Below are 19,796 nucleotides of genomic sequence, written 5' to 3'. Positions count from 1 at the left end.
ATGCGGAGAGGTGGCGCCCCATTCCTAATTAATCAAGCCGGCGTGCTTCATGGCCGCATCGATCTTCTCGGCCGTCGATGGCTCGACCGTCACCAGCGGCGAACGCAGCACATTCTCGACCTTGCCCAGCTTCGACAGCGCGTATTTCGCGCCGGAAACGCCGGGTTCAATGAAGATCGCCTTGTGCAGAGGCAAGAGGCGATCCTGCAACTCCAGCGCCTTCGCACTGTCGCCGGACAGCGTTGCCTCCTGGAATTCGGCGCACAGCCGCGGCGCGACATTCGAGGTCACCGAGATGCAGCCGACACCGCCATGCGCGTTGAAGCCGAGGGCCGAAGCATCCTCGCCGGAAAGCTGGATGAAATCCTTGCCGCAGGTCAAACGCTGCTCGGACACGCGCTCGACCTTGCCGGTCGCATCCTTGACACCGACGATGTTCTTGAAGTCGTGCGCCAGCCGGCCCATGGTCTCCGGCGTCATGTCGATCACCGAGCGCGGCGGGATATTGTAGATGATGATCGGCAGCTTGGTTGCCCTGGCGACGGCGGCGAAATGCTCGTAGAGGCCGCGCTGCGTCGGCTTGTTGTAGTAGGGCGTGACGACCAGGGCGGCATCGGCGCCGGCCTTTTCGGCATATTGGACGAGCCCAACCGCTTCCTCGGTGTTGTTGGAGCCAGCGCCGGCAACCACCGGCGCGCGGCCCTTGGCCGCCTCGATGCAGACCTTGACGACATGGCGATGCTCGTCGTGCGACAGCGTCGGCGACTCGCCGGTGGTGCCAACGGGAACCAGGCCCCTGGTGCCCTCATCGAGCTGCCAGGCAACGAACGCACGAAAGGCTTTCTCGTCGAAACGACCGCTCTTTTCGAACGGTGTCACGAGCGCGGTAAGCGAGCCTCTCAGCATGTCGTCCAACTCCTTGGGACTGTTGTCTATGCATGTCGTTGTCCCAAAACCGGTATCCACTTTTGGGCGACATGCTTTTTGTTTATGCATGTCGTTGTCCCAAAACCGGTATTCCACTTTCGGGCGACATGCGTCGGTGTTTTGTCGTGCGCGCCTTCTAACCGAAAGCGAAGCCGCGCACCATAGTCTCGACATGGTTGCGCGGCAAGCATTGCCATGGTGCCAGCAAGCGCAATTCGAACGGCCTTGATAACCTTTTGTTTACGGGCTCTTCACGACCTAAGTTTAGGCTTCGAGACATCTCGGCCTGCTGTTACAATGCCAGGATTAGGAAAGACGTAAGACCATGCCGGCCAATCGGCCTCACCTCTTCGCGCTGCTTGGCGCCATCGCCGTGCTGGTGCCCGGCGTGGCGATCAGCGGTAGCGTCGATGTGCGGGTCACTTCGGCGATCCCCATGCCAAGCCCGCAAGGCAAGACGCAACAGGATTCCTCCCCCAGCGTCGCCATGTTGAAGAACGGGCTGGACGCACTGGCGGCAGGCGATATTTCCGGCGCTCGCGGTGTGCGTGATGCGCTTCCCACGCAATCGCTCGACCAGCACATACTGGCCTGGGCGATCGCGCTTTACGGCGGCGACAAGGTTCCGAGCGGCGATATCGCCGCGGCCGCGAAAATGCTGCCCAACTGGCCAGGTACCGTCGCCTTGCGTAAGAATAGCGAGCGCGCGCTCTACCGCGAGAACCCCGCTCCCAACATTGTCATTGCGGCGTTCGATGGCAGCCAGCCGCAGACATTCGAAGGCGTGATGGTTCTCGCCCGCGCCTATGTGGCAACGGGCAACGCCAAGGCTGCGCGCTCGGTGCTGTCGCCGTTCTGGCGCACCGCGATCCTGGAGGCCAAGGACGAGACGGCGCTGATCAAGGAATTCGGCGGTCTGATCCCTGCCGCCGATCATCGTTTTCGCATGGAGCGCATGTTCTATGCCGACCGGGTGAATTCCGCCCTGGGTATCGCCGGCCCCGCTGACGCCCGGCAGCTTGCCGACGCCTGGGCGGCGGCCGACAGAGGCGACAAGAATGCGCTGAAACTGCTGAACGCAGTGCCGGCGGCGCAGCGTTCGGCCGGCTATTTCTTCGCGCAGGCTGAATATTTGCGCAAGCAGGAGGATTTTGCCGGCGCAGCCGCCGTTGTGATGAAGGCGCCGACGGACCGCGAGGCTCTTGTTGATCCGGACGCCTGGTGGGTCGAGCGCCGGGTGCTGTCGCGCGAACTGGTCGACCAGGGCGACATGAAGACGGCTTACCGGATCGTCACCACGCATGCCGCCGAAAGTGCCGCCAATGCGGCGGAAGCCGAATTCCATGCCGGCTGGTACGCGCTACGCGGCCTGAACGATCCCAAGCTTGCCGCAACGCATTTCGCGCGCATCGCCGATCTTGCGCAAGGGCCGATGACACTGTCGCGCGCCTATTACTGGCTCGGCCGCGCGGCGGAAGTGGGCGGGCCCGGCAATGCCAAGGATTATTTCGGGCGTGCGGCTGCATATGGCACCACTTTTTACGGCCAGCTGGCCGCTGAACGGGTCGGCCGGCAGGCGCTCGACATAGTCTATCCCCAACCAAGCGCTGCCGACCGGCAGAACTTTGCCGGCCGCGAGGCCGTCAGCGCCATCAAACGGCTGCAGGAGGCGGGCTATGACCGCTATGCCGAAACGCTCTATCGCGACCTCGCCGGGCAGCTGACGAGCCCCGGCGAACTGGCGCTGCTCGCCGTCCTCGCGGAGAAGCAGGGCAACCATTTCATGGCCCTGAAGGTCGGCAAGATCGCCGGCGCGCGCGGCATCGATGTCGGCGCCCTGTCGCATCCCCTCGGCGTCATCCCTGATTCGGCCAATATTTCTGGCTCCGGCAAGGCGCTGGCCTATGCGATCGCCCGGCAAGAGAGCGAATTCAACGTCGGCGCCGTATCGAGTGCCGGCGCGCGCGGGCTGCTGCAGCTGATGCCGGGAACCGCCAAACAATTGGCGAAGAAGGCCGGATTGCAGTTCTCGCAGGCACGGCTGACCACCGACGCCGGCTACAATGCGACGCTTGGCTCGGCCTTCCTGGGCGAGCAGCTCGACCGTTTCAACGGTTCCTATGTGCTGACCTTCGCCGGCTACAATGCCGGCCCCAACAGGGCCAGCCAATGGATGGCAAAGTACGGTGATCCGCGCGGCAGGGACATCGATGCGGTAGTGGACTGGATCGAGCGAATTCCCTACACGGAAACAAGAAGTTACGTGCAGCGCGTGATGGAGAACTACGAAGTCTACAAGATGCGTATTTCCGGCAAATACGATATCGTCGGCGACCTCGTGAACGGACGAAGCTGACCGATACCAAGAATAAGAGTTTTGCTGACGATCTTCCCTGATGACCGGTAGCCAGGTCTCCCGTTTGACCGCATCCACCCTCCCCTATAGCAATCGGAACTAATCTTGCTGCAGGAAAGTGCGTGCCCAGATGTCGAATCTCAAAGGCTTCTCCGACTTCTTCTACGCCGCGTCTGATGGGCTGAGACTTCATGCCCGCGTCTATGGCGAAGCGAATTCCGGACACTGGCCGGTCGTCTGCCTGCCTGGCCTGACCCGCAACGCCCGGGATTTTCACGAGCTGGCGCTGCGCCTTTCGGCGGGATCCAATCCGCGCAGGGTGGTCGCCTTCGACTATCGCGGACGCGGGCAGTCAGCCTACGATCCCGACGTCAGTCACTATAATGTCGGCGTCGAGGCCGGCGACATTCTTGGCGGGCTGGCGGCACTCGGCATCGAGGCGGCGGCCTTCATCGGCACTTCGCGCGGCGGACTGATCATCCATGTGCTCGGCGCAGCGCGGCCGGGCGTGCTGAAAGCCATTGTTCTCAACGACATCGGGCCGGTGATCGAGCCCGCCGGCCTGGCCCACATCCAGTTCTACCTCGAACGCGCGCCGAAGCCGAAAACTTTTACGGAGGCCATGGAGGCCCAGCGCAGCGTTCACGGCAAGGATTTCCCCATTCTCACCGACGCCGACTGGACGCGGATGGTGAGGGCGCTCTATCGGGCGACGGATCAAGGCCTGTTGCCGGATTTCGACCCGAAGCTCGTCGACACGGTTGCCGGTCTCGACCTGTCGCAGCCACTGCCGGCCCTGTGGCCGCAATTCGACGCGTTGGCGGCCATTCCCTTGCTCGCCATACGGGGTGCCAATTCGAGATTGCTGTCCGCGGACGCGCTGCAACAGATGCAAGAGCGCCATCCGGCGATGGAAACGATTACGGTCGAGGGCCAGGGGCACGCCCCTTTCCTTGAAACCGGCAGCCTGCCCGAGACTATAGCGGCGTTTCTCGATCGCGCGGAAAGACAGGGGACCTGATGCAAAAAGCCCGGGACCAATCCTGGTCCCAGGCTTTCTGTCCATTGGGCCGGTTTACCGGGATTTCGAACTTCTTTGTGCCGCCTTGGGTGTGGATTTCTCTTCCCCCGGCTCGTTCTTTTTGTTCTGCTTAGGTGCCTTGTCAGGTGTCTTGGCGGGAGCTGCCGGGACTACCAAATCGCTATCGGCTCCGCTGCTCCGAGGCGTTTCGAGCACGGTGACGCACCCATCGAGATCATTGGTGGCCAGGTGCGCGTAGCGCATGGTCATCGACAGCGTCTGGTGGCCGAGCCACATCTGGACGCGCCTGATGTCTATGCCGCCCTGGACAAGACGCGAGGCGCAAGTGTGGCGCAAGATATGCGGCACGACCTGGTCGTCGGCACCAAGGCCGACTTCGGCTTTCGCGTCGTTCCAGATGGCACGGTACTGGGCCTGGCTCAATTTGGTGAACGGGCCTTTGGGCCGGCGCCCCTCGGTCGGGGCCAGCTTGATGACTTCCTTGACCCGCTCGGTCATCGGAATGGTGCGGCTACGGCCGGACTTGGTGATCCAGAAACTGACCCGATGTTCCTGGATGTCGTTCCAGATCAGCCCGAGCGCCTCGCCAAGACGGCATCCGGTGTCGACCAGGAAAACGGAAAGCCGGTAAGCGTCTTCGCTTCGGCTCCTGATGGCAGCAAACAGCCTCGCCTCTTCGTCTCTTTCAAGGAAGCGAATCCGTCCCGCCCGCTCCTTCTGGCGGCGGAACTCGGGCAGGCTGTGGATGTCTCCCATCTTGTACGCCTTGCGCAGCAGTTTGCTAAGGGCAGCCATCTTTCGATTGATGGTTGCGTTGCTGTTGCCGCGCTGGCGCAAGGTTCCGATAAGGTTATCCAAGGTACTCTGGTCGAAGGCGCTGAAACGCTCCCCGAGGAGAATCTCATCTATCTCGCCGATGAAAGAGCTGACATTGTATTTATGCCGCCCGTCATCCCACAATATATCTCGATACGCCGAAAAAAGCTCTCCGACCCGATACGACTTTACTTCTCTGATCTTGTTATAGGTGTATTTGATCTTAGAATTTTGAGAAGAGAACGCCATAAGATAGTCAGAGGGCACACCCTCTTGAATCGCTTCGTTGGTCATTATTGTCCACACCCCCGAGTGGATAGATCAGCCCTATCCGCTTGGAAGCGTCCTTTCAAGAGATTAAATCACGCGGTCGTGATCTCATCCGCCCATCTGCGGATCCCACGAAATCGTCCCACGGATCTGTTCAGCTATCGATTCCCCCTGTTCCTTGCGTTTGCGTTGACCCAGTCACGAAAACAAAACAGCCCGGGCGTTTATGCGCCCGGGCTGGATTTCACCTGTAAGGAACCAGCCCTTAGAACGAGCGCTGGAAGCGGAGCATGCCGCCGACGCTGTTCTTCTTGTCGGCGCCGGTCCAGTTGACGTTGGTGAAGCTGGCCGGATCGTCGAAGCGACCATAGTGGTCGTAGTCAACTTCGGCCGTGACCGTGAAGCCTTTAACGATGTCGTAGGTAACGTTCGCCGCAACGCCGTAGTTCTTGTCGTCGTCACCCGACACCTGGAGGTTGAACGCGGTCTTCTCGTTGAACTTGTACGTGCCGCCGGCCCACCAGGCCCAGTTGCCGCCCCACTGCTTGTAGAAGCCGCGGCCATGCGCCGAAATCACGTTGGCCGGGTCATTGAGGTTGTTGTCCGAGCCGTAGCCGAACATGGCGAACAGCGAGATCGCGTCATTGACGTTCACGTCCAGGCGGACCTTGCCGGCGGCTTCTTCGTAGTTGCTGTCATAAGCAACGACGCCGCTGATCGCACCCCAGCCTTGCGTCCACTTCACACCGCCGACGACATGCGGAACATAGCTGTCGATGGTGCCCACCGTGCCGGAGCCTTCTTCGAGCGAGACCACGGCCGAGAAGCCGTTGCCGGCGTCGAAGTAGTACTGGACGACGTTGGTGTCGAAGTCGCCATAGGGGACGATCGTGTCGTTGATGACGTTGCCGGCATAGCCGATGAACGTATTGAAGGCCGATTCGTCCTTACCGACACGGAGACCGCCGAGCTGGATCCAGGCGAAGTTCAGCGAAACGCCGCTGAAGCCGGCCGGATTGTCGTTAACCACGGCGGGAACAAAAGTAGTCCCGGCACCGCTAGCCGGAGTGAAGGAGGCGCCGCGGTTGTGGTTGCCGAAGTTGAAGCGGGTCTCGGTGTAGGTCTTCAACGTGCCGAGCTCGGTTTCCTGGCCGGTCCAGGTCTTCAGCGTGAAGCGCGCATGCTTGAACCAGGTGTTGTGGATGTCGCCATCCTGGTGGTCGACTGACCTCGCGCCGTCGAACGAGCCGACGTCGCCAAGGCCGATATCGTAACGGACGTAGCCGCCGATGCGCAGGCAGGTTTCGGTGCCGGGGATGTAGAAGTAGCCAGCGCCGTAGACGTCGCAGATCTTGACGTATTCAGCGGGTTCCGGCTCGGCGACGACGACGGCGTCGGCGGCGCGCGCACCGGAAACTGCGATCAGGGCCGCAGCGGAGCCGAGAAGAAGGCTCTTGATGTTCATTTTCTGACCTCCAGTCAGAATCGAACGAAACAGCGGCCCGAAAGGCGTCGGGCGAAGCTGTTGGAACGGCTTCGTTTCTGCATATCCCTTTGTTATTGCAGGAAAATCGCGGAGGCTGCACGAGTGCTGCGAAGCAGGATGGCGGAGAGGATGGGATTCGAACCCACGAGAAGCTTTTGACCTCTACTCCCTTAGCAGGGGAGCGCCTTCGACCACTCGGCCACCTCTCCGTTGCGCCGCTGGATAAAGAAAAGCGCCGGCACAATCAACAAGCCCGCGCCATTATGTGGAAAAATAACAACGCGCCGGACCGCGATTCTGCGCGATGCGGCGGTTTTGCGGCAATTCCCTGGCTGGCGACTCGGGACACCGCCATGATTCCGTCGGCCGATCGCCGGATTTGGCGGGAAATCGCCGGTTGCGGCGGGCCTGATGGTTAACGAGAGCTTTCTGAGTGAGGCCAAATCGTGTCATTTGTGCAACAACGCCAGGGGATAGCAGCCGAACAGCCCTTTCGCCGGTACGATCGTTGTTGAACGCCGCCGCCTCATGGGTAATGTCGTGTTCGAAGGAGCGGCGCGGTGCGCATCTTTTTCGGTAGTGGGGATGGGGCAGGGAACGCTGTCCTTCAGCAAAGAATACCCAGACCCGTTTTTTAACTTTTGACTGGAGGTCAGAAAATGAACATCAAGAGCCTTCTTCTCGGCTCCGCTGCGGCCCTGATCGCAGTTTCCGGTGCGCGCGCCGCCGACGCCGTCGTCGTCGCCGAGCCGGAACCCGCTGAATACGTCAAGATCTGCGACGTCTACGGCGCTGGCTACTTCTACATCCCCGGCACCGAAACCTGCCTGCGCATCGGCGGCTACGTCCGTTACGATATCGGCCTTGGCGACGTCGGCTCGTTCGACGGCGCGAGGTCAGTCGACCACCAGGATGGCGACATCCACAACACCTGGTTCAAGCATACGCGCTTCACGCTGAAGACCTGGACCGGCCAGGAAACCGAGCTTGGCACGTTGAAGACCTACACCGAGACCCGCTTCAACTTCGGCAACCACAACCGCGGCGCCTCCTTCACTCCGGCTACTACTTTGGCTCCCGCCGTGGTTAACGACAATCCGGCCGGCAACAGCGGCATTTCGCTGAACTTCGCCTGGATCCAACTCGGCGGTCTGCGCGTCGGTAAGGACGAATCGGCCTTCGATACGTTCATCGGCTATGCCGGCAACGTCATCAACGACACGATCGTCCCCTATGGCGACTTCGACACCAACGTCGTCCAGTACTACTTCGACGCCGGCAACGGCTTCTCGGCCGTGGTCTCGCTCGAAGAAGGCTCCGGCACGGTGGGCACCATCGACAGCTATGTTCCGCATGTCGTCGGCGGTGTGAAGTGGACGCAAGGCTGGGGTGCGATCAGCGGCGTCGTTGCTTATGACAGCAACTACGAAGAAGCCGCCGGCAAGGTCCGCCTGGACGTGAACGTCAATGACGCGATCTCGCTGTTCGCCATGTTCGGCTACGGCTCGGACAACAACCTCAATGACCCGGCCAACGTGATTTCGGCGCGTGGCCGCGGCTTCTACAAGCAATGGGGCGGCAACTGGGCCTGGTGGGCCGGCGGCACGTACAAGTTCAACGAGAAGACCGCGTTCAACCTCCAGGTGTCGGGTGACGACGACAAGAACTACGGCGTTGCGGCGAACGTTACCTACGACATCGTTAAAGGCTTCACGGTCACGGCCGAAGTTGACTACGACCACTATGGTCGCTTCGACGATCCGGCCAGCTTCACCAACGTCAACTGGACCGGCGCCGACAAGAAGAACAGCGTCGGCGGCATGCTCCGCTTCCAGCGCTCGTTCTAATCAGCAGCGTCTGACTGAAATCGAACCCGGCGGGCAACCGCCGGGTTTTTCTTTCATATTAGGTGACGCGATTATCTGATCGAGGTCGCGCGAGGAACAGTCCAGGGCTTCGTCATCCTAGCGCGGAGCGGTAGCGACGCGACCGCGCAGACCCGAGAGTTCATGCCGTGACCCGCGAGTGCAGCCGCGGCACGGGATATTGCGCGGCGCCCGAGGGACAGCCCCTCTGGCCTGCCCGCCCTCCGCAGCGGCGGCGCGCTGCTGCGAAGGGGTGAGAAGGAACTCGACGCAGGGTACCCGGTTCTGGACCGCTCGGCCGTTCGGCAAAGTCACAGGATCCAGGGTCTGCGCTCCGCTTCGCTTGGGGTCCGGACTCGGCAGGGTAGCGACGGAGCAAAGGCCCGAAAAGAAGTTTTGCGCGAGCTTGTCGTATCGCGTGGCGATGCGACGCCAATCTTGAGCCTGCAGAAACAGCGCTCGACGGCGTTCCGGTTCTTGTAAGCCATCATGCAATCAGCAGTGTTGCCGGGCGTGAGGATGAGCGCCCAAGGGCGGCAGGATTCGTCGACTATCGCGTGAATCTTGCTGTTTGGCCGCCTTCTGTGAGGTCGATCACCTGAAAATCGGCTCCCTTTTCCGCCGTGAGCGCAGCGGTGAACCTTTACACGGCTGGAATCCAAGGCCGCCTGTTCAGGCGGATCGTCAGGCGTGGCGACGCTGTCGAATATCTTTTTGCCAAACGCCCCTCTCTCCACCGCGCAAAGCGGTTGTAGACCGTCTTGTGCGGACCAGTCCTTCGGGGAATCCTGCCAGCGGCAGCCGATCGTCATGACGTTTGTCGGCAAATGCGAGACAATCTTCGCCCGCTGCTCATCGTTGACCAAAACAAGCTCGCATCCACCGCCTTGATCCCCAACTTTCGATCAAGCCATTGAATCAGATGAACCTTGTTTGGGTCTAGACCCTAGGATGATGAAGCGATGCAAATATTTGTTAAACCTCAGCCAAATCTCCCAAAGCGTCGATCAACGGCTGAATCTCGCTTTCGTAATTCTTCCATCGCTTGATGGAGGACTTGTATATCGGCTGGCGAACCTGCCAGCGGCTGTAGGTATTTACCGAGCTGTCCCTATCAAAGAAGCGCAGGCAGGCGTTGTCCCATGGCAAGCCAAGATAATCTATGAGACGACGCGACTGCTCCTCTTGGTTTTCAATCAACGTCTCATAGCGATTTTCAAAGATGCGACCCGGAAGAACCTTTGTCCAATGCCGCATCAGACGATCATACTCGCGATAGTAAAGACCTAGCGTCTGAAGGTCGGCGCTGTAGCTGTGCGCTGTACTGAATTGCAGAACAAAGCAGGAGACACAATTGTCGATGGCATCGCGACGACAATGAATGATGCGTGCATTGGTAAAAAGAATGCCGATCAGGCCGATCAGCTCGAAATTGTGGGGCATCTTGTCTACGATTCGAAGCGCGTCAGGCGCTCGCTGACGTAGGTAGGCAAGATGTTCTGCTGCCAGCATCTTGGTCAGTTCGGGAGTAATCGTCGTGACCGATTTGCCGGGGTCTGTCTCGGAGCTGAGGCCGATCCCATTGGCCATCCGTCTGAGCTTGCTGAGCTCGCCGGCGCCATGAACATTGGGATGGCTGGCACAGATCTGTTCGGTCAGTGTCGTTCCCGAGCGAGGCATGCCGACAACGAATACAGGCACCTCCGACGGGCTGCCATGAGCCGCCATTGAGGCCACCATTTCCGGAGTGAAAGTTTCGATCATGGCATCCACCCACCAGCGGTAGTTTTCCAGATCGAATTTTTGGCCTCCGGCTTGATTTCCTTTCTTGAAGTGCTCCATCGCCTCCTTGTAGTGACGGAGGTCGTTGAGCAACTTTCCAGCCGCGTGATGGAGCGCGGCCGCTCCTTGCGCTCCATGGGCCGGATCTCGAAGTTCCGTCAGGATTGCCGTGAGTTCCGGCGGCTCTTCGGTGAATTTGCGCGTGTGTACAAGTGCGTTGTACGCGTTTGGCACGGCAATGCGCCTTTCTACTGCCTCTTTCAGATGAACCGCGGCTTCGTCCATACGACCGAGACTTGCGAGCGCGTGGGGCAGCCCCATCCGGGCGAGAGGATGATCTCGATTGATCTTGAGCGCCTTCTCGAAGAGCGGCAGCGCCATTTCTCCTTTGTCAAACGCATTGTAAGCATTACCCAAGGCACAAAGCGCTTCCACCAGATCCGGCTTCAATGCCAAGGCCTGCTGAATGTGCTTAATCGCCGGCGTAAATTCGCTGAGCTTCAAATAAATTTCGCCGAGGCTAAGGTGGTAGTAAGGGTTTCCAGGCTCTTCGCCGACCGCCCTGGCGAAATATCGCAAAGCTTTCTCGTCGTCGTAGCCGAGGCCGAGCGTTCCCAGGATATAGAGAGCCAACGGATGGTTCGGCGTGCGCGCCAACACGTGCTGGCAGAGTTCCTCTGCCTCAGCCAATCGTTCAGCTTTCTGGAGTTCTAGCGCCTGCCGCAGTGCCATATCGTCGGAATGGCCGCGAGCTGAACCGGCTTTTGGCTGCCTTTGCGGTGGTGCAGTTTTCGGCGATACGACCTTGCGCGATGTAGACTGGGTTTTGAGGTGCTTTGCCCAAGCGGGCGGCAATCGATTGCTCATTGTATTTCGCTAGCAAAAGCGGCAGGAGGAATCCAGTCGGAGCATGCAGTTTGTGTCGCGGACGAGACATCGCCCATGGCGAAAAACGGTATCGTCAGGTAGGCTGGGCAGCCACGTCTTGGGTTCCGTTCATCGAGACACGCCTAGCCGGCATTGGCCAAGCGCATCGACAAGCGGTGTAGCCCCCGTCAACTATGTCCATTTCCGCTTCTTATGCAACTTGCACCCACCTTTCACTCACGCTAGCAAGAAGCTCCCTTTCCACGCGAGCTTTCGTCATGCACTTGCGCCCTCCCCTCTCGCCGGTCATCGCCGCGCTTCCCTCGACCGTGCCGTTCGTGGGCCCGGAAGCACAGGAGCGTGAGCGCGGGCGGGCTTTCCGCGCCCGTATCGGCGCCAATGAGAGCAGTTTTGGCCCTTCGCAGCGTGTGATCGCTCGCATGGAGAGGGTCGCGCGTGATCAGTGGATGTATTGTGACCCCGACAATTACGATCTCAAGATAGCGGCCGCGGCGCATCACGACGTGGCAGTCGAGAATGTCGTTGTCGGTGAAGGCATAGACGGGCTGCTCAGCCTGGTGGCGCGCATGTATGTGGCGCCAGGCGATGCCGTGGTCACCTCGCTCGGCGCCTATCCAACCTTCAACTTCCATGTTGCCGGCGTCGGCGGGCGGCTGGTCACGGTCCCTTATGAGGACGACAGGGAAAGCCTGGATGGCCTGCTGGCGGCGGTCGTCAAGCAGAAGGCGCCGCTGGTCTATCTGTCCAATCCCGACAATCCGATGGGCAGTTGGTGGGAAGCCGATGAGATCATCCGCTTCATCGAGGCGCTGCCGGAAACCACGATGCTGGTGCTCGACGAGGCCTATGGCGAATTGGGGCCGGCCTCGGCCTTGCCGCCGATCGATGTCTCGCGCCCGAACGTCATCCGCATGCGCACCTTTTCAAAGGCATATGGGCTTGCCGGCATACGCTGCGGCTACGCCGTGGCGGAAGCCGAGGTCATCCGCGACTTCGAGAAGATCCGCAACCATTACGGCGTCAGCCGCATGGCGCAGATCGCCGGTGTCGAGGCGCTTGCCGATCAGGCCTATCTCGAGACGGTGGTGGCGCGGGTGGCTGCCGGGCGCCGCCGCATCGCGGCGATCGCCGACCAGAACGGCTTGAAGCCGCTTGCCTCGGCCACCAATTTCGTCACCATCGACTGCGGCCATGACGGCGCCTTCGCGCTGAAAGTGCTGCAGGGGCTGCTGTCGCGAGACGTGTTCATCCGCAAGCCGATGGCGCCAAGGCTCGACCGCTGCATCCGAGTCAGTGTCGGCCTCGACCACGAACTGGACATTTTCGCCGAGGAACTGCCCGGCGCGCTGGCGGCGGCGCGCGGAAACTAGCGCGTTTCCAAGCGCTCGGAAGCCATCGTTATGCCGAGCAGATGGCCGGTATATGCGATAATTCCGCGGCTTCCCTGATGGCCGGCCGGGCGGCCCGCCCGCGTCCCGTGGCTGATCAATTTGATGGCCATAATCCCTTCAGCAGTTGCCTTCGTTCGATCCTGCGCCAGACTCTAGGCAAGGGAGTGAGCAATGGATGACCGGACAAGAGCAGTGCAGGCGCGCGTCTACGGCAAGGTGCAAGGTGTCGGCTACAGGATCTGGGCGCGAGGCGAAGCGACCGGACTTGGGCTGTTAGGCTGGGTTCGCAACGAAAGAGACGGCTCGGTGACGGCGTGGCTTTCCGGGGCTGACGCGGCGATTTCAGGTATGGTCGAACGGCTTTGGCAAGGCCCGGCGGGCTCAGCGGTCTCAAGGGTGGATGTGGAGGAACTCGAGAGTTGGACCACGCCTGGAGATTTCAGGATCGTCGCATAGGCAGTCTTAAGTTATCCTTGAATTAATTGAACGTTCGTTTTATTATTGCCGCCCTGACGAGGCAACCATGGCGCGCACCACAGGATCGGACGGCGAACGAACCGAGGCGGCAGTCCGCGAGGCGGCGGTCAATCTGATCGCACGCTACGGCTATGAGGCGATGTCGATGCGCCAGCTGGCCGCCGAGGTCGGCGTGCAGGCCGCCGCGCTCTACCGCTATTTCCCGACCAAGGAAGACCTGCTGTTCACGCTGATGCGCGAGCATATGGAAGGGCTTCGCCAGGCTTGGGAAAACGCCAGGCCAGACCATGCCGATCCGATCGCGCAGCTTGCTGCTTATGTGCGCAATCACATCACTTTCCATATCGAGCGCCGGCACGCCACGCATGTGTCGAACATGGAGTTGCGCAGCTTGTCGCCCGACAGGCTGACGCAGATCCTGCGCCTGCGCACAGCCTACGAAAAGGAGCTGCGCGCCATCCTGCGCGACGGCGCCGAGGCGGGCACCTTCAATGTCGAGGACACCGGGCTGACGGCCATGGCGCTGATCCAGATGATGACCGGCGTCATCGTCTGGTTTCGCCCGGGCGAGCGGCTATCGATCACTGAAGTGACGGCGACATATCTTTCGATGACAATGCGCCTGGTCGGCGTCAGGATCGGTGATGCGGAGGAACGGCATGTATACGAGCACGCTCGGCTTCGGGCATGACGAGGAGATCGAAGCGCTGCGCGACATGGTGCGGCGCTTTGCCCAGGACAGGATCGCGCCTGTTGCCGCCGACATCGACCGGTCGAATGAATTCCCGGCGCATCTATGGCGCGAACTCGGCTCACTCGGCCTGCTCGGCATCACCGCCGACCCCGATTTCGGCGGCAGCGGCATGGGCTATCTCGCCCATGTGATCGCGGTCGAGGAGATTTCGCGGGCCTCGGCATCGGTCGGCCTCTCCTACGGCGCTCACTCAAATCTCTGCGTCAACCAGATCAACCGCTGGGCAACGCCGGCGCAGAAGGAAAAATTCCTGCCGGCGCTGTGTTCGGGCGAACATGTCGGCGCGCTGGCCATGTCGGAATCCGGCGCCGGCTCCGACGTCGTCTCGCTCAAGCTGCGCGCCGAGAAGCGCAATGACCGCTATGTGCTCAACGGCACCAAGATGTGGATCACCAACGGCCCGGACGCCGAAACGCTGGTCGTCTACGCCAAGACCGATCCGGAACGCAAATCGCGCGGCATCACCGCCTTCATCGTCGAGAAGGCGATGGCCGGATTTTCCGTGGCGCAGAAACTCGACAAGCTCGGCATGCGCGGCTCCAACACCGGTGAACTCGTGTTCGAGAATGTCGAGGTTCCCTTCGACAATGTGCTGCACGAGGAAGGGCGCGGCGTCGAGGTGCTGATGTCGGGGCTCGATTATGAGCGCACCGTGCTCGCCGGCGGCCCGATCGGCCTGATGGCCGCGTGCCTGGACGTGGCTATCCCCTATGTGCATGAGCGCAAGCAGTTCGGCCAGCCGATCGGCGAGTTCCAGCTGGTGCAAGGCAAGCTTGCCGACATGTACACGGTTATGAACGCCGCGCGCGCCTATGTCTATGCCGTGGCCGCGGCCTGCGACCGGGGCCAGACAACCCGCAAGGATGCCGCTGGCTGCGTGCTGTTCGCCGCCGAGAGGGCAACGCAGATGGCGCTCGATGCCATCCAGCTGCTCGGCGGCAATGGCTATATCAACGACTATCCGACCGGCCGCCTGCTGCGCGACGCCAAGCTCTACGAGATCGGTGCCGGCACCAGCGAAATTCGCCGCTGGCTGATCGGCCGCGAGATCATGGCGGAAGGGGTGTGATATGGCCGTCCTTCAAACCCAGATTTCACCCTCTTCCGAAACCTTTCGCGCCAATGCCGAACGCATGCGCGAACTGGTCGCCGACATCGCCGAGAATGCCGCCGCCGTCGAGCGCGGCGGCTCGGACGAGGCGCGCGAGCGGCACATTTCCCGCGGCAAGCTGTTGCCTCGGGAACGTCTCGCGCAATTGCTCGATACCGGATCGCCCTTCCTCGAGGTCGGGCAGTTCGCCGCGTGGTCGATGTATGGCGAGGAGATTTCCTCGGCCGGCATCATCGCCGGCATCGGCCGTGTCGAAGGCACCGAGGTGATGGTCGTCGTCAACGATGCCACGGTGAAGGGCGGCACCTATTATCCGCTGACGGTGAAAAAGCATCTGCGCGCGCAGGAGATTGCGCTGCAGAACAATTTGCCCTGCATCTATCTGGTGGACAGCGGCGGCGCCAATCTGCCCAACCAGGACGAGGTGTTTCCCGACCGCGAGCATTTCGGCCGCATCTTCTACAACCAGGCCAATATGTCGGCGGCCGGCATCCCGCAGATCGCCTGCGTCATGGGTTCCTGCACGGCCGGGGGCGCCTATGTGCCGGCGATGTCGGACGAGACGATCATGGTGCGCAACCAGGCAACCATCTTCCTCGGCGGCCCGCCGCTGGTGAAGGCGGCCACCGGCGAGGATGTCAGCGCCGAGGATCTGGGCGGTGCGGACGTGCACACACGGCTTTCCGGCGTCGCCGACCATTATGCGATGGACGACGAACATGCCCTCGCCATCTGCCGTCGCATCGTCAAGAACCTGAATCGGAACAAGGCCATAAGCCTGAACTTACACAAACCGATTCCGCCACTTCATCCGACGGACGAGCTCTATGGCGTGGTGCCGACCGATCTGCGCCAGCCTTACGATGTGCGCGAGGTCATTGCCCGTCTTGTCGACGGCTCCGAGTTCGATGAGTTCAAGCAGAACTACGGCACAACTCTGATCACCGGTTTTGCCCATCTCCATGGCATGCCGGTCGGGATCATCGCCAACAACGGCGTGCTGTTTTCCGAAAGCGCGCTGAAGGGCGCGCACTTCATTGAACTGTGCTGCCAGCGCAAGATTCCACTTGTCTTCCTGCAGAACATCACCGGCTTCATGGTCGGCCGGAAATACGAGGCAGGCGGCATTGCCAAGGACGGCGCCAAGCTGGTCATGGCCGTTGCCACCGCCAAGGTGCCGAAGGTGACCGTCATCATCGGCGGTTCGTTCGGGGCCGGCAATTACGGCATGTGCGGCCGCGCCTACTCGCCGCGTTTCCTGTGGATGTGGCCGAACGCCCGCATCTCGGTGATGGGCGGTGAGCAAGCAGCAACCGTGCTCGCCATGGTCAAGCGCGAAGGCATCGAGCGCAAGGGCGGCGCATGGAGCGCGGAGGAAGAGACGAAGTTCAAAAAGCCGATCCTGATGAAATACGAGCATGAGGGCCATCCGCTCTACTCATCCGCCCGCCTCTGGGACGACGGCATCATCGACCCGGCGAAGACGCGCGAAGTGCTGGCACTGAGCCTTTCCGCGGCACTCAACGCCGAAATCGAGGAGACGCGCTTCGGCGTGTTCAGGATGTGAGATGAGGCAGGCGCTGGACAGGATCCGCATCCGCACCGGCGACATCACGAAGCTGGATGTCGACGCCATCGTCAATGCCGCCAACACCTCGCTTCTCGGTGGCGGTGGGGTCGATGGCGCCATTCACCGCGCGGCGGGCCGCGAGCTCGAATTCGAGTGCCGGATGCTGAACGGCTGCAACGTTGGCGAGGCCAAGATCACCAAGGGCTATAAACTGCCGGCTCGGCATATCATCCACACGGTCGGGCCAGTCTGGCAAGGCGGCGGCAAGGGCGAAGCCGAACTGCTGACCTCCTGCTACCGGCATTCGCTCGAAATAGCCGTCGCCAATGACTGCCGCTCAGTGGCATTTCCAGCAATCTCGACGGGTGTCTACCGCTATCCGAAAGAGGCTGCGGCCGGAATCGCCGTCGATGCGGTCAGTGACTTCATCGAACGGAGCGCGGTTCCCGAAATCGTTATTTTCTGCTGCTTCGACGAACCAATGGCGGAAATATACCGGCGGGCCCTTGCTGCATTGGGTGACAATTGAACTTTACAAACCAGACTTTTCGTCCACTCACGACATTGCGAGCCATCCCTGCAGAGCTGGTGGCATCGGAAAAAGTTCGCTATTGCTCATCCTGCACTTTGCAGCGGGGATGGGGCAAAAATGAAACTGAAATATTTTCGGAGGGTGTCCACCTCAATACTTTCGGCATTGCTTCTATTCGCGGCATCTGGCGCGAGCACGGCCGGATCGCTAGCGGGACGCGTGGGAGACAAGCACTTCCCGCCGACTTTGTCGGGAGATCCGAAATCGCCATGCACAAAGGCCTACAAAGCCTATGTGGCGGCCAGTGGCCATTCCGCCTACGCCACCACGCCATATTCAAGGGTGGTTTCACTGTACATCCTGTGCGGCGCGCGCCTGAATGCGCCATCGCGAAAGGTGGCGGAAGAGCTTGCCATGAAATCCTGCGTGGCCACGCGCGCGCATTACAAAGTAACGAATGGCGGCGCCTGCGAGATCGCCGCCTCGAAATAGGCGTGCGCCCACCAACATGGCGCCGCCCGACGCAAATCCGGGAGGCTCCATGTTCAGCAAAATCCTGATCGCCAACCGGGGCGAGATCGCTTGCCGTGTCATTCGCACGGCCCGGAAGCTGGGCGTGCACACCGTCGCTATCTATTCGGATGCCGACGCCAAGGCCCTGCATGTCGAGATGGCGGATGAGGCGGTTCATATCGGCCCCTCGCCCGTCGGCGAGAGCTACCTGCGCGGCGACAGGATTGTCGCGGCCGCCCTGGCGACGGGCGCGCAGGCGATCCATCCCGGCTACGGCTTCCTGTCGGAAAACCCTGATTTCGTCGACCAGGTGGTTGCGGCAGGCCTCACCTTCATCGGTCCGTCGGCGGCCTCGATCCGCGCCATGGGGCTGAAGGACGCCGCCAAGCGGCTGATGGAGAAAGCCGGCGTTCCGGTCGTGCCGGGCTATCATGGCGAGGCGCAGGAAATCGTGCTGCTCGCCTCCAAGGCACGCGAGATCGGCTATCCCGTGCTGATCAAGGCGCGCGCGGGCGGCGGCGGCAAGGGCATGCGGCGCGTCGAGCATCCCGATGATTTCTCCGAGGCGCTGTCCAGCGCTCGGCGCGAGGCAAAGGCCGCTTTCGGCGACGACCGCGTTCTGGTCGAGAAGTATGTCGACAAGCCGCGGCACATCGAAGTGCAGGTTTTCGGCGACAACTTCGGCAATGCCGTGCATCTCTACGAACGTGACTGCTCGGCGCAGCGCCGGCACCAGAAGGTGATCGAGGAAGCGCCTGCCCCTGGCATGACGTCGGCTTTGCGCAAGGCGATGACGGAAGCGGCGGTGAAAGCCGCCAAGGCGATCAATTATTCCGGCGCCGGCACCATCGAGTTCATTGTCGACGCCTCGCAAGGCCTGAAGGCCGACCGCTTCTGGTTCATGGAAATGAACACACGCCTGCAGGTCGAGCACCCCGTAACCGAGATGGTGACGGGCACCGATCTGGTCGAGTGGCAGTTGCGGATCGCCAGCGGCGAAAGACTGCCGAAGACACAGAGCGAGATTGCGCTTGCCGGCCATGCCTTCGAAGCGCGCATCTATGCGGAGGATGCGGCACGAGGGTTCCTGCCCGCGACGGGCACGCTGCGTCATCTGAAGTTTCCCCAGACAGCACCCGAGGCGGCCACGATGCGCATCGAGACCGGCGTGCGGGCCGGCGATGCGATCTCACCCTATTACGATCCAATGATCGCGAAGCTGATCGTCCATGCAGAGGACAGGCAAGCGGCGCTGGAAGCCCTCGGCGTGGCGCTGTCGCAAACCGAAATTGCCGGTTCCACCGTCAACACCGCCTTTCTTGCCGCCCTTGCCGCCGATCCGGATTTTTGTGCGGGCGACGTCGACACTGGCCTGATCGGCAGGCATCATGATGCATTGACCGAGATCGCACCGCCAACCGGCGCAATCACCTCGGCAGCCGCCCTTGCCGCCTCCGGTGCCGTGGCATTGCCGCCATCGAACGACCCTTGGTCGTCGCTTTCCGGCTACGCACATTTCCACGGCGTGGCGCGGCGCACGCGGCTGAAATTCGGCGAGGACGATATTCTGGCCAAGGTTTCGGTGCGGGCGGACGGGCGCTTCCAGGTGGCGCTCGATGCACCCTATGACAGCGCCAATTCGCACGACCTGCGGGCCCTTCCTCGCCTCGCCCGCTGGCCTGGCCACGTCACCGTATTCGAAGGCGCTGTCGGCTATACCTTCGCGGTGCCGGACCCCTTGGCCAAAAGCGATGACGCGGCAGCCGCCTCCGGCAGCCTGCGCGCGCCGATGCCGGGTCTGGTCAAGCTGGTGCGCGCGTCAAAGGGCGATACCGTGATCAAGGGGCAACCGCTGCTGATCCTCGAGGCCATGAAGATGGAGCACACCATCGCCGCGCCGCATGACGGAGTGATCGCCGAGATCGCCACGGAAGGTGCACAGGTCACCGACGGAACGGTACTTGTCCGCTTTGTTGAGGATCAGAACGCGTAGAGCGCATTGCCGGCACAAAAGAA

15 protein-coding genes, 1 tRNA gene and 1 pseudogene are annotated in these 19,796 nt (G+C 61.4%); 11 read left to right on the top strand and 6 right to left on the bottom strand.

Annotation, left to right across the window (positions count from 1 at the left end; genetic code table 11):
* Positions 1–24: 24 nt before the first annotated feature.
* A complete protein-coding gene (gene dapA / locus FJW03_RS04575) occupies positions 25–906 on the bottom strand; it encodes a 4-hydroxy-tetrahydrodipicolinate synthase (protein ID WP_140766934.1) in 882 nt (293 codons plus the stop codon).
* Positions 907–1,252: 346 nt separating this feature from the next.
* Between dapA and FJW03_RS04570 the strand changes: the two genes are divergently transcribed.
* Both FJW03_RS04570 and FJW03_RS04565 read left to right on the top strand, forming a co-directional pair.
* Positions 1,253–3,283, top strand: coding sequence for a lytic transglycosylase domain-containing protein (locus FJW03_RS04570; RefSeq protein ID WP_140766933.1), 2,031 nt, complete (start codon positions 1,253–1,255; stop codon positions 3,281–3,283).
* A gap of 130 nt (positions 3,284–3,413) precedes the next feature.
* On the top strand, positions 3,414–4,304 hold the full coding sequence (locus tag FJW03_RS04565) for an alpha/beta fold hydrolase (protein ID WP_140766932.1): 891 nt from the start codon (positions 3,414–3,416) through the stop codon (positions 4,302–4,304).
* Between the two features lie 54 nt (positions 4,305–4,358).
* On the opposite strand, the gene FJW03_RS04560 is transcribed toward FJW03_RS04565, so the two are convergent.
* From FJW03_RS04560 to FJW03_RS04550, 3 genes are all read right to left on the bottom strand, one after another.
* Complete coding sequence (locus FJW03_RS04560) at positions 4,359–5,435, bottom strand: tyrosine-type recombinase/integrase (protein ID WP_181173352.1); 1,077 nt, start codon at positions 5,433–5,435, stop codon at positions 4,359–4,361.
* A 241-nt stretch (positions 5,436–5,676) separates the two neighbouring features.
* Positions 5,677–6,876: a porin gene (locus tag FJW03_RS04555; RefSeq protein WP_226890581.1), complete on the bottom strand. Its 1,200-nt coding sequence runs from the start codon at positions 6,874–6,876 to the stop codon at positions 5,677–5,679.
* A 139-nt stretch (positions 6,877–7,015) separates the two neighbouring features.
* Positions 7,016–7,106: transfer RNA gene (locus FJW03_RS04550), tRNA-Ser, on the bottom strand.
* A gap of 450 nt (positions 7,107–7,556) precedes the next feature.
* Here FJW03_RS04550 and FJW03_RS04545 point away from each other — a divergent pair.
* Entirely contained in the window at positions 7,557–8,744 is a 1,188-nt protein-coding gene (locus tag FJW03_RS04545; protein WP_140699745.1) for a porin, read from the top strand.
* Between the two features lie 378 nt (positions 8,745–9,122).
* Here FJW03_RS04545 and FJW03_RS04540 read toward each other — a convergent pair.
* Positions 9,123–9,628: pseudogene (locus FJW03_RS04540) on the bottom strand (transposase); the annotation flags it as partial.
* A 109-nt stretch (positions 9,629–9,737) separates the two neighbouring features.
* Positions 9,738–11,411, bottom strand: coding sequence for a tetratricopeptide repeat-containing sulfotransferase family protein (locus FJW03_RS04535; protein ID WP_140761140.1), 1,674 nt, complete (start codon positions 11,409–11,411; stop codon positions 9,738–9,740).
* Between the two features lie 278 nt (positions 11,412–11,689).
* On the opposite strand from FJW03_RS04535, the gene FJW03_RS04530 reads away from it, so the two are divergent.
* The 8 genes from FJW03_RS04530 to FJW03_RS04495 all read left to right on the top strand — a co-directional run bounded on the left by FJW03_RS04530 (position 11,690) and on the right by FJW03_RS04495 (position 19,773).
* A complete protein-coding gene (locus tag FJW03_RS04530; protein WP_140761143.1) occupies positions 11,690–12,802 on the top strand; it encodes a pyridoxal phosphate-dependent aminotransferase in 1,113 nt (370 codons plus the stop codon).
* 192 nt (positions 12,803–12,994) lie between these two features.
* A complete protein-coding gene (locus FJW03_RS04525) occupies positions 12,995–13,279 on the top strand; it encodes an acylphosphatase (protein WP_140761145.1) in 285 nt (94 codons plus the stop codon).
* A gap of 67 nt (positions 13,280–13,346) precedes the next feature.
* The gene (locus FJW03_RS04520) at positions 13,347–13,991 is read left to right on the top strand and encodes a TetR/AcrR family transcriptional regulator (protein WP_140699757.1); all 645 of its coding nucleotides are present in this window, start codon (positions 13,347–13,349) and stop codon (positions 13,989–13,991) included.
* On the top strand, positions 13,960–15,123 hold the full coding sequence (locus tag FJW03_RS04515) for an isovaleryl-CoA dehydrogenase (RefSeq protein ID WP_140761148.1): 1,164 nt from the start codon (positions 13,960–13,962) through the stop codon (positions 15,121–15,123). Before FJW03_RS04520 ends, FJW03_RS04515 begins: the two co-directional genes overlap by 32 nt.
* A gap of 1 nt (position 15,124) precedes the next feature.
* Positions 15,125–16,732: a carboxyl transferase domain-containing protein gene (locus FJW03_RS04510; RefSeq protein WP_140761150.1), complete on the top strand. Its 1,608-nt coding sequence runs from the start codon at positions 15,125–15,127 to the stop codon at positions 16,730–16,732.
* 1 nt (position 16,733) lies between these two features.
* Positions 16,734–17,264 (top strand): O-acetyl-ADP-ribose deacetylase, encoded by a 531-nt coding sequence (locus FJW03_RS04505; protein ID WP_140761153.1) that lies wholly within the window; start codon positions 16,734–16,736, stop codon positions 17,262–17,264.
* A 120-nt stretch (positions 17,265–17,384) separates the two neighbouring features.
* Positions 17,385–17,759 (top strand): hypothetical protein, encoded by a 375-nt coding sequence (locus tag FJW03_RS04500; RefSeq protein ID WP_181169207.1) that lies wholly within the window; start codon positions 17,385–17,387, stop codon positions 17,757–17,759.
* 49 nt (positions 17,760–17,808) lie between these two features.
* Positions 17,809–19,773, top strand: coding sequence for an acetyl/propionyl/methylcrotonyl-CoA carboxylase subunit alpha (locus FJW03_RS04495; RefSeq protein ID WP_140761156.1), 1,965 nt, complete (start codon positions 17,809–17,811; stop codon positions 19,771–19,773).
* Positions 19,774–19,796 lie beyond the last annotated feature (23 nt).

Origin of the sequence: Mesorhizobium sp. B4-1-4 (assembly GCF_006439395.2) — a bacterium.
Lineage (GTDB): Bacteria > Pseudomonadota > Alphaproteobacteria > Rhizobiales > Rhizobiaceae > Mesorhizobium.
Note: the sequence above shows the minus strand (reverse complement) of the source record. Positions and strands in the feature narration are given on the sequence as shown.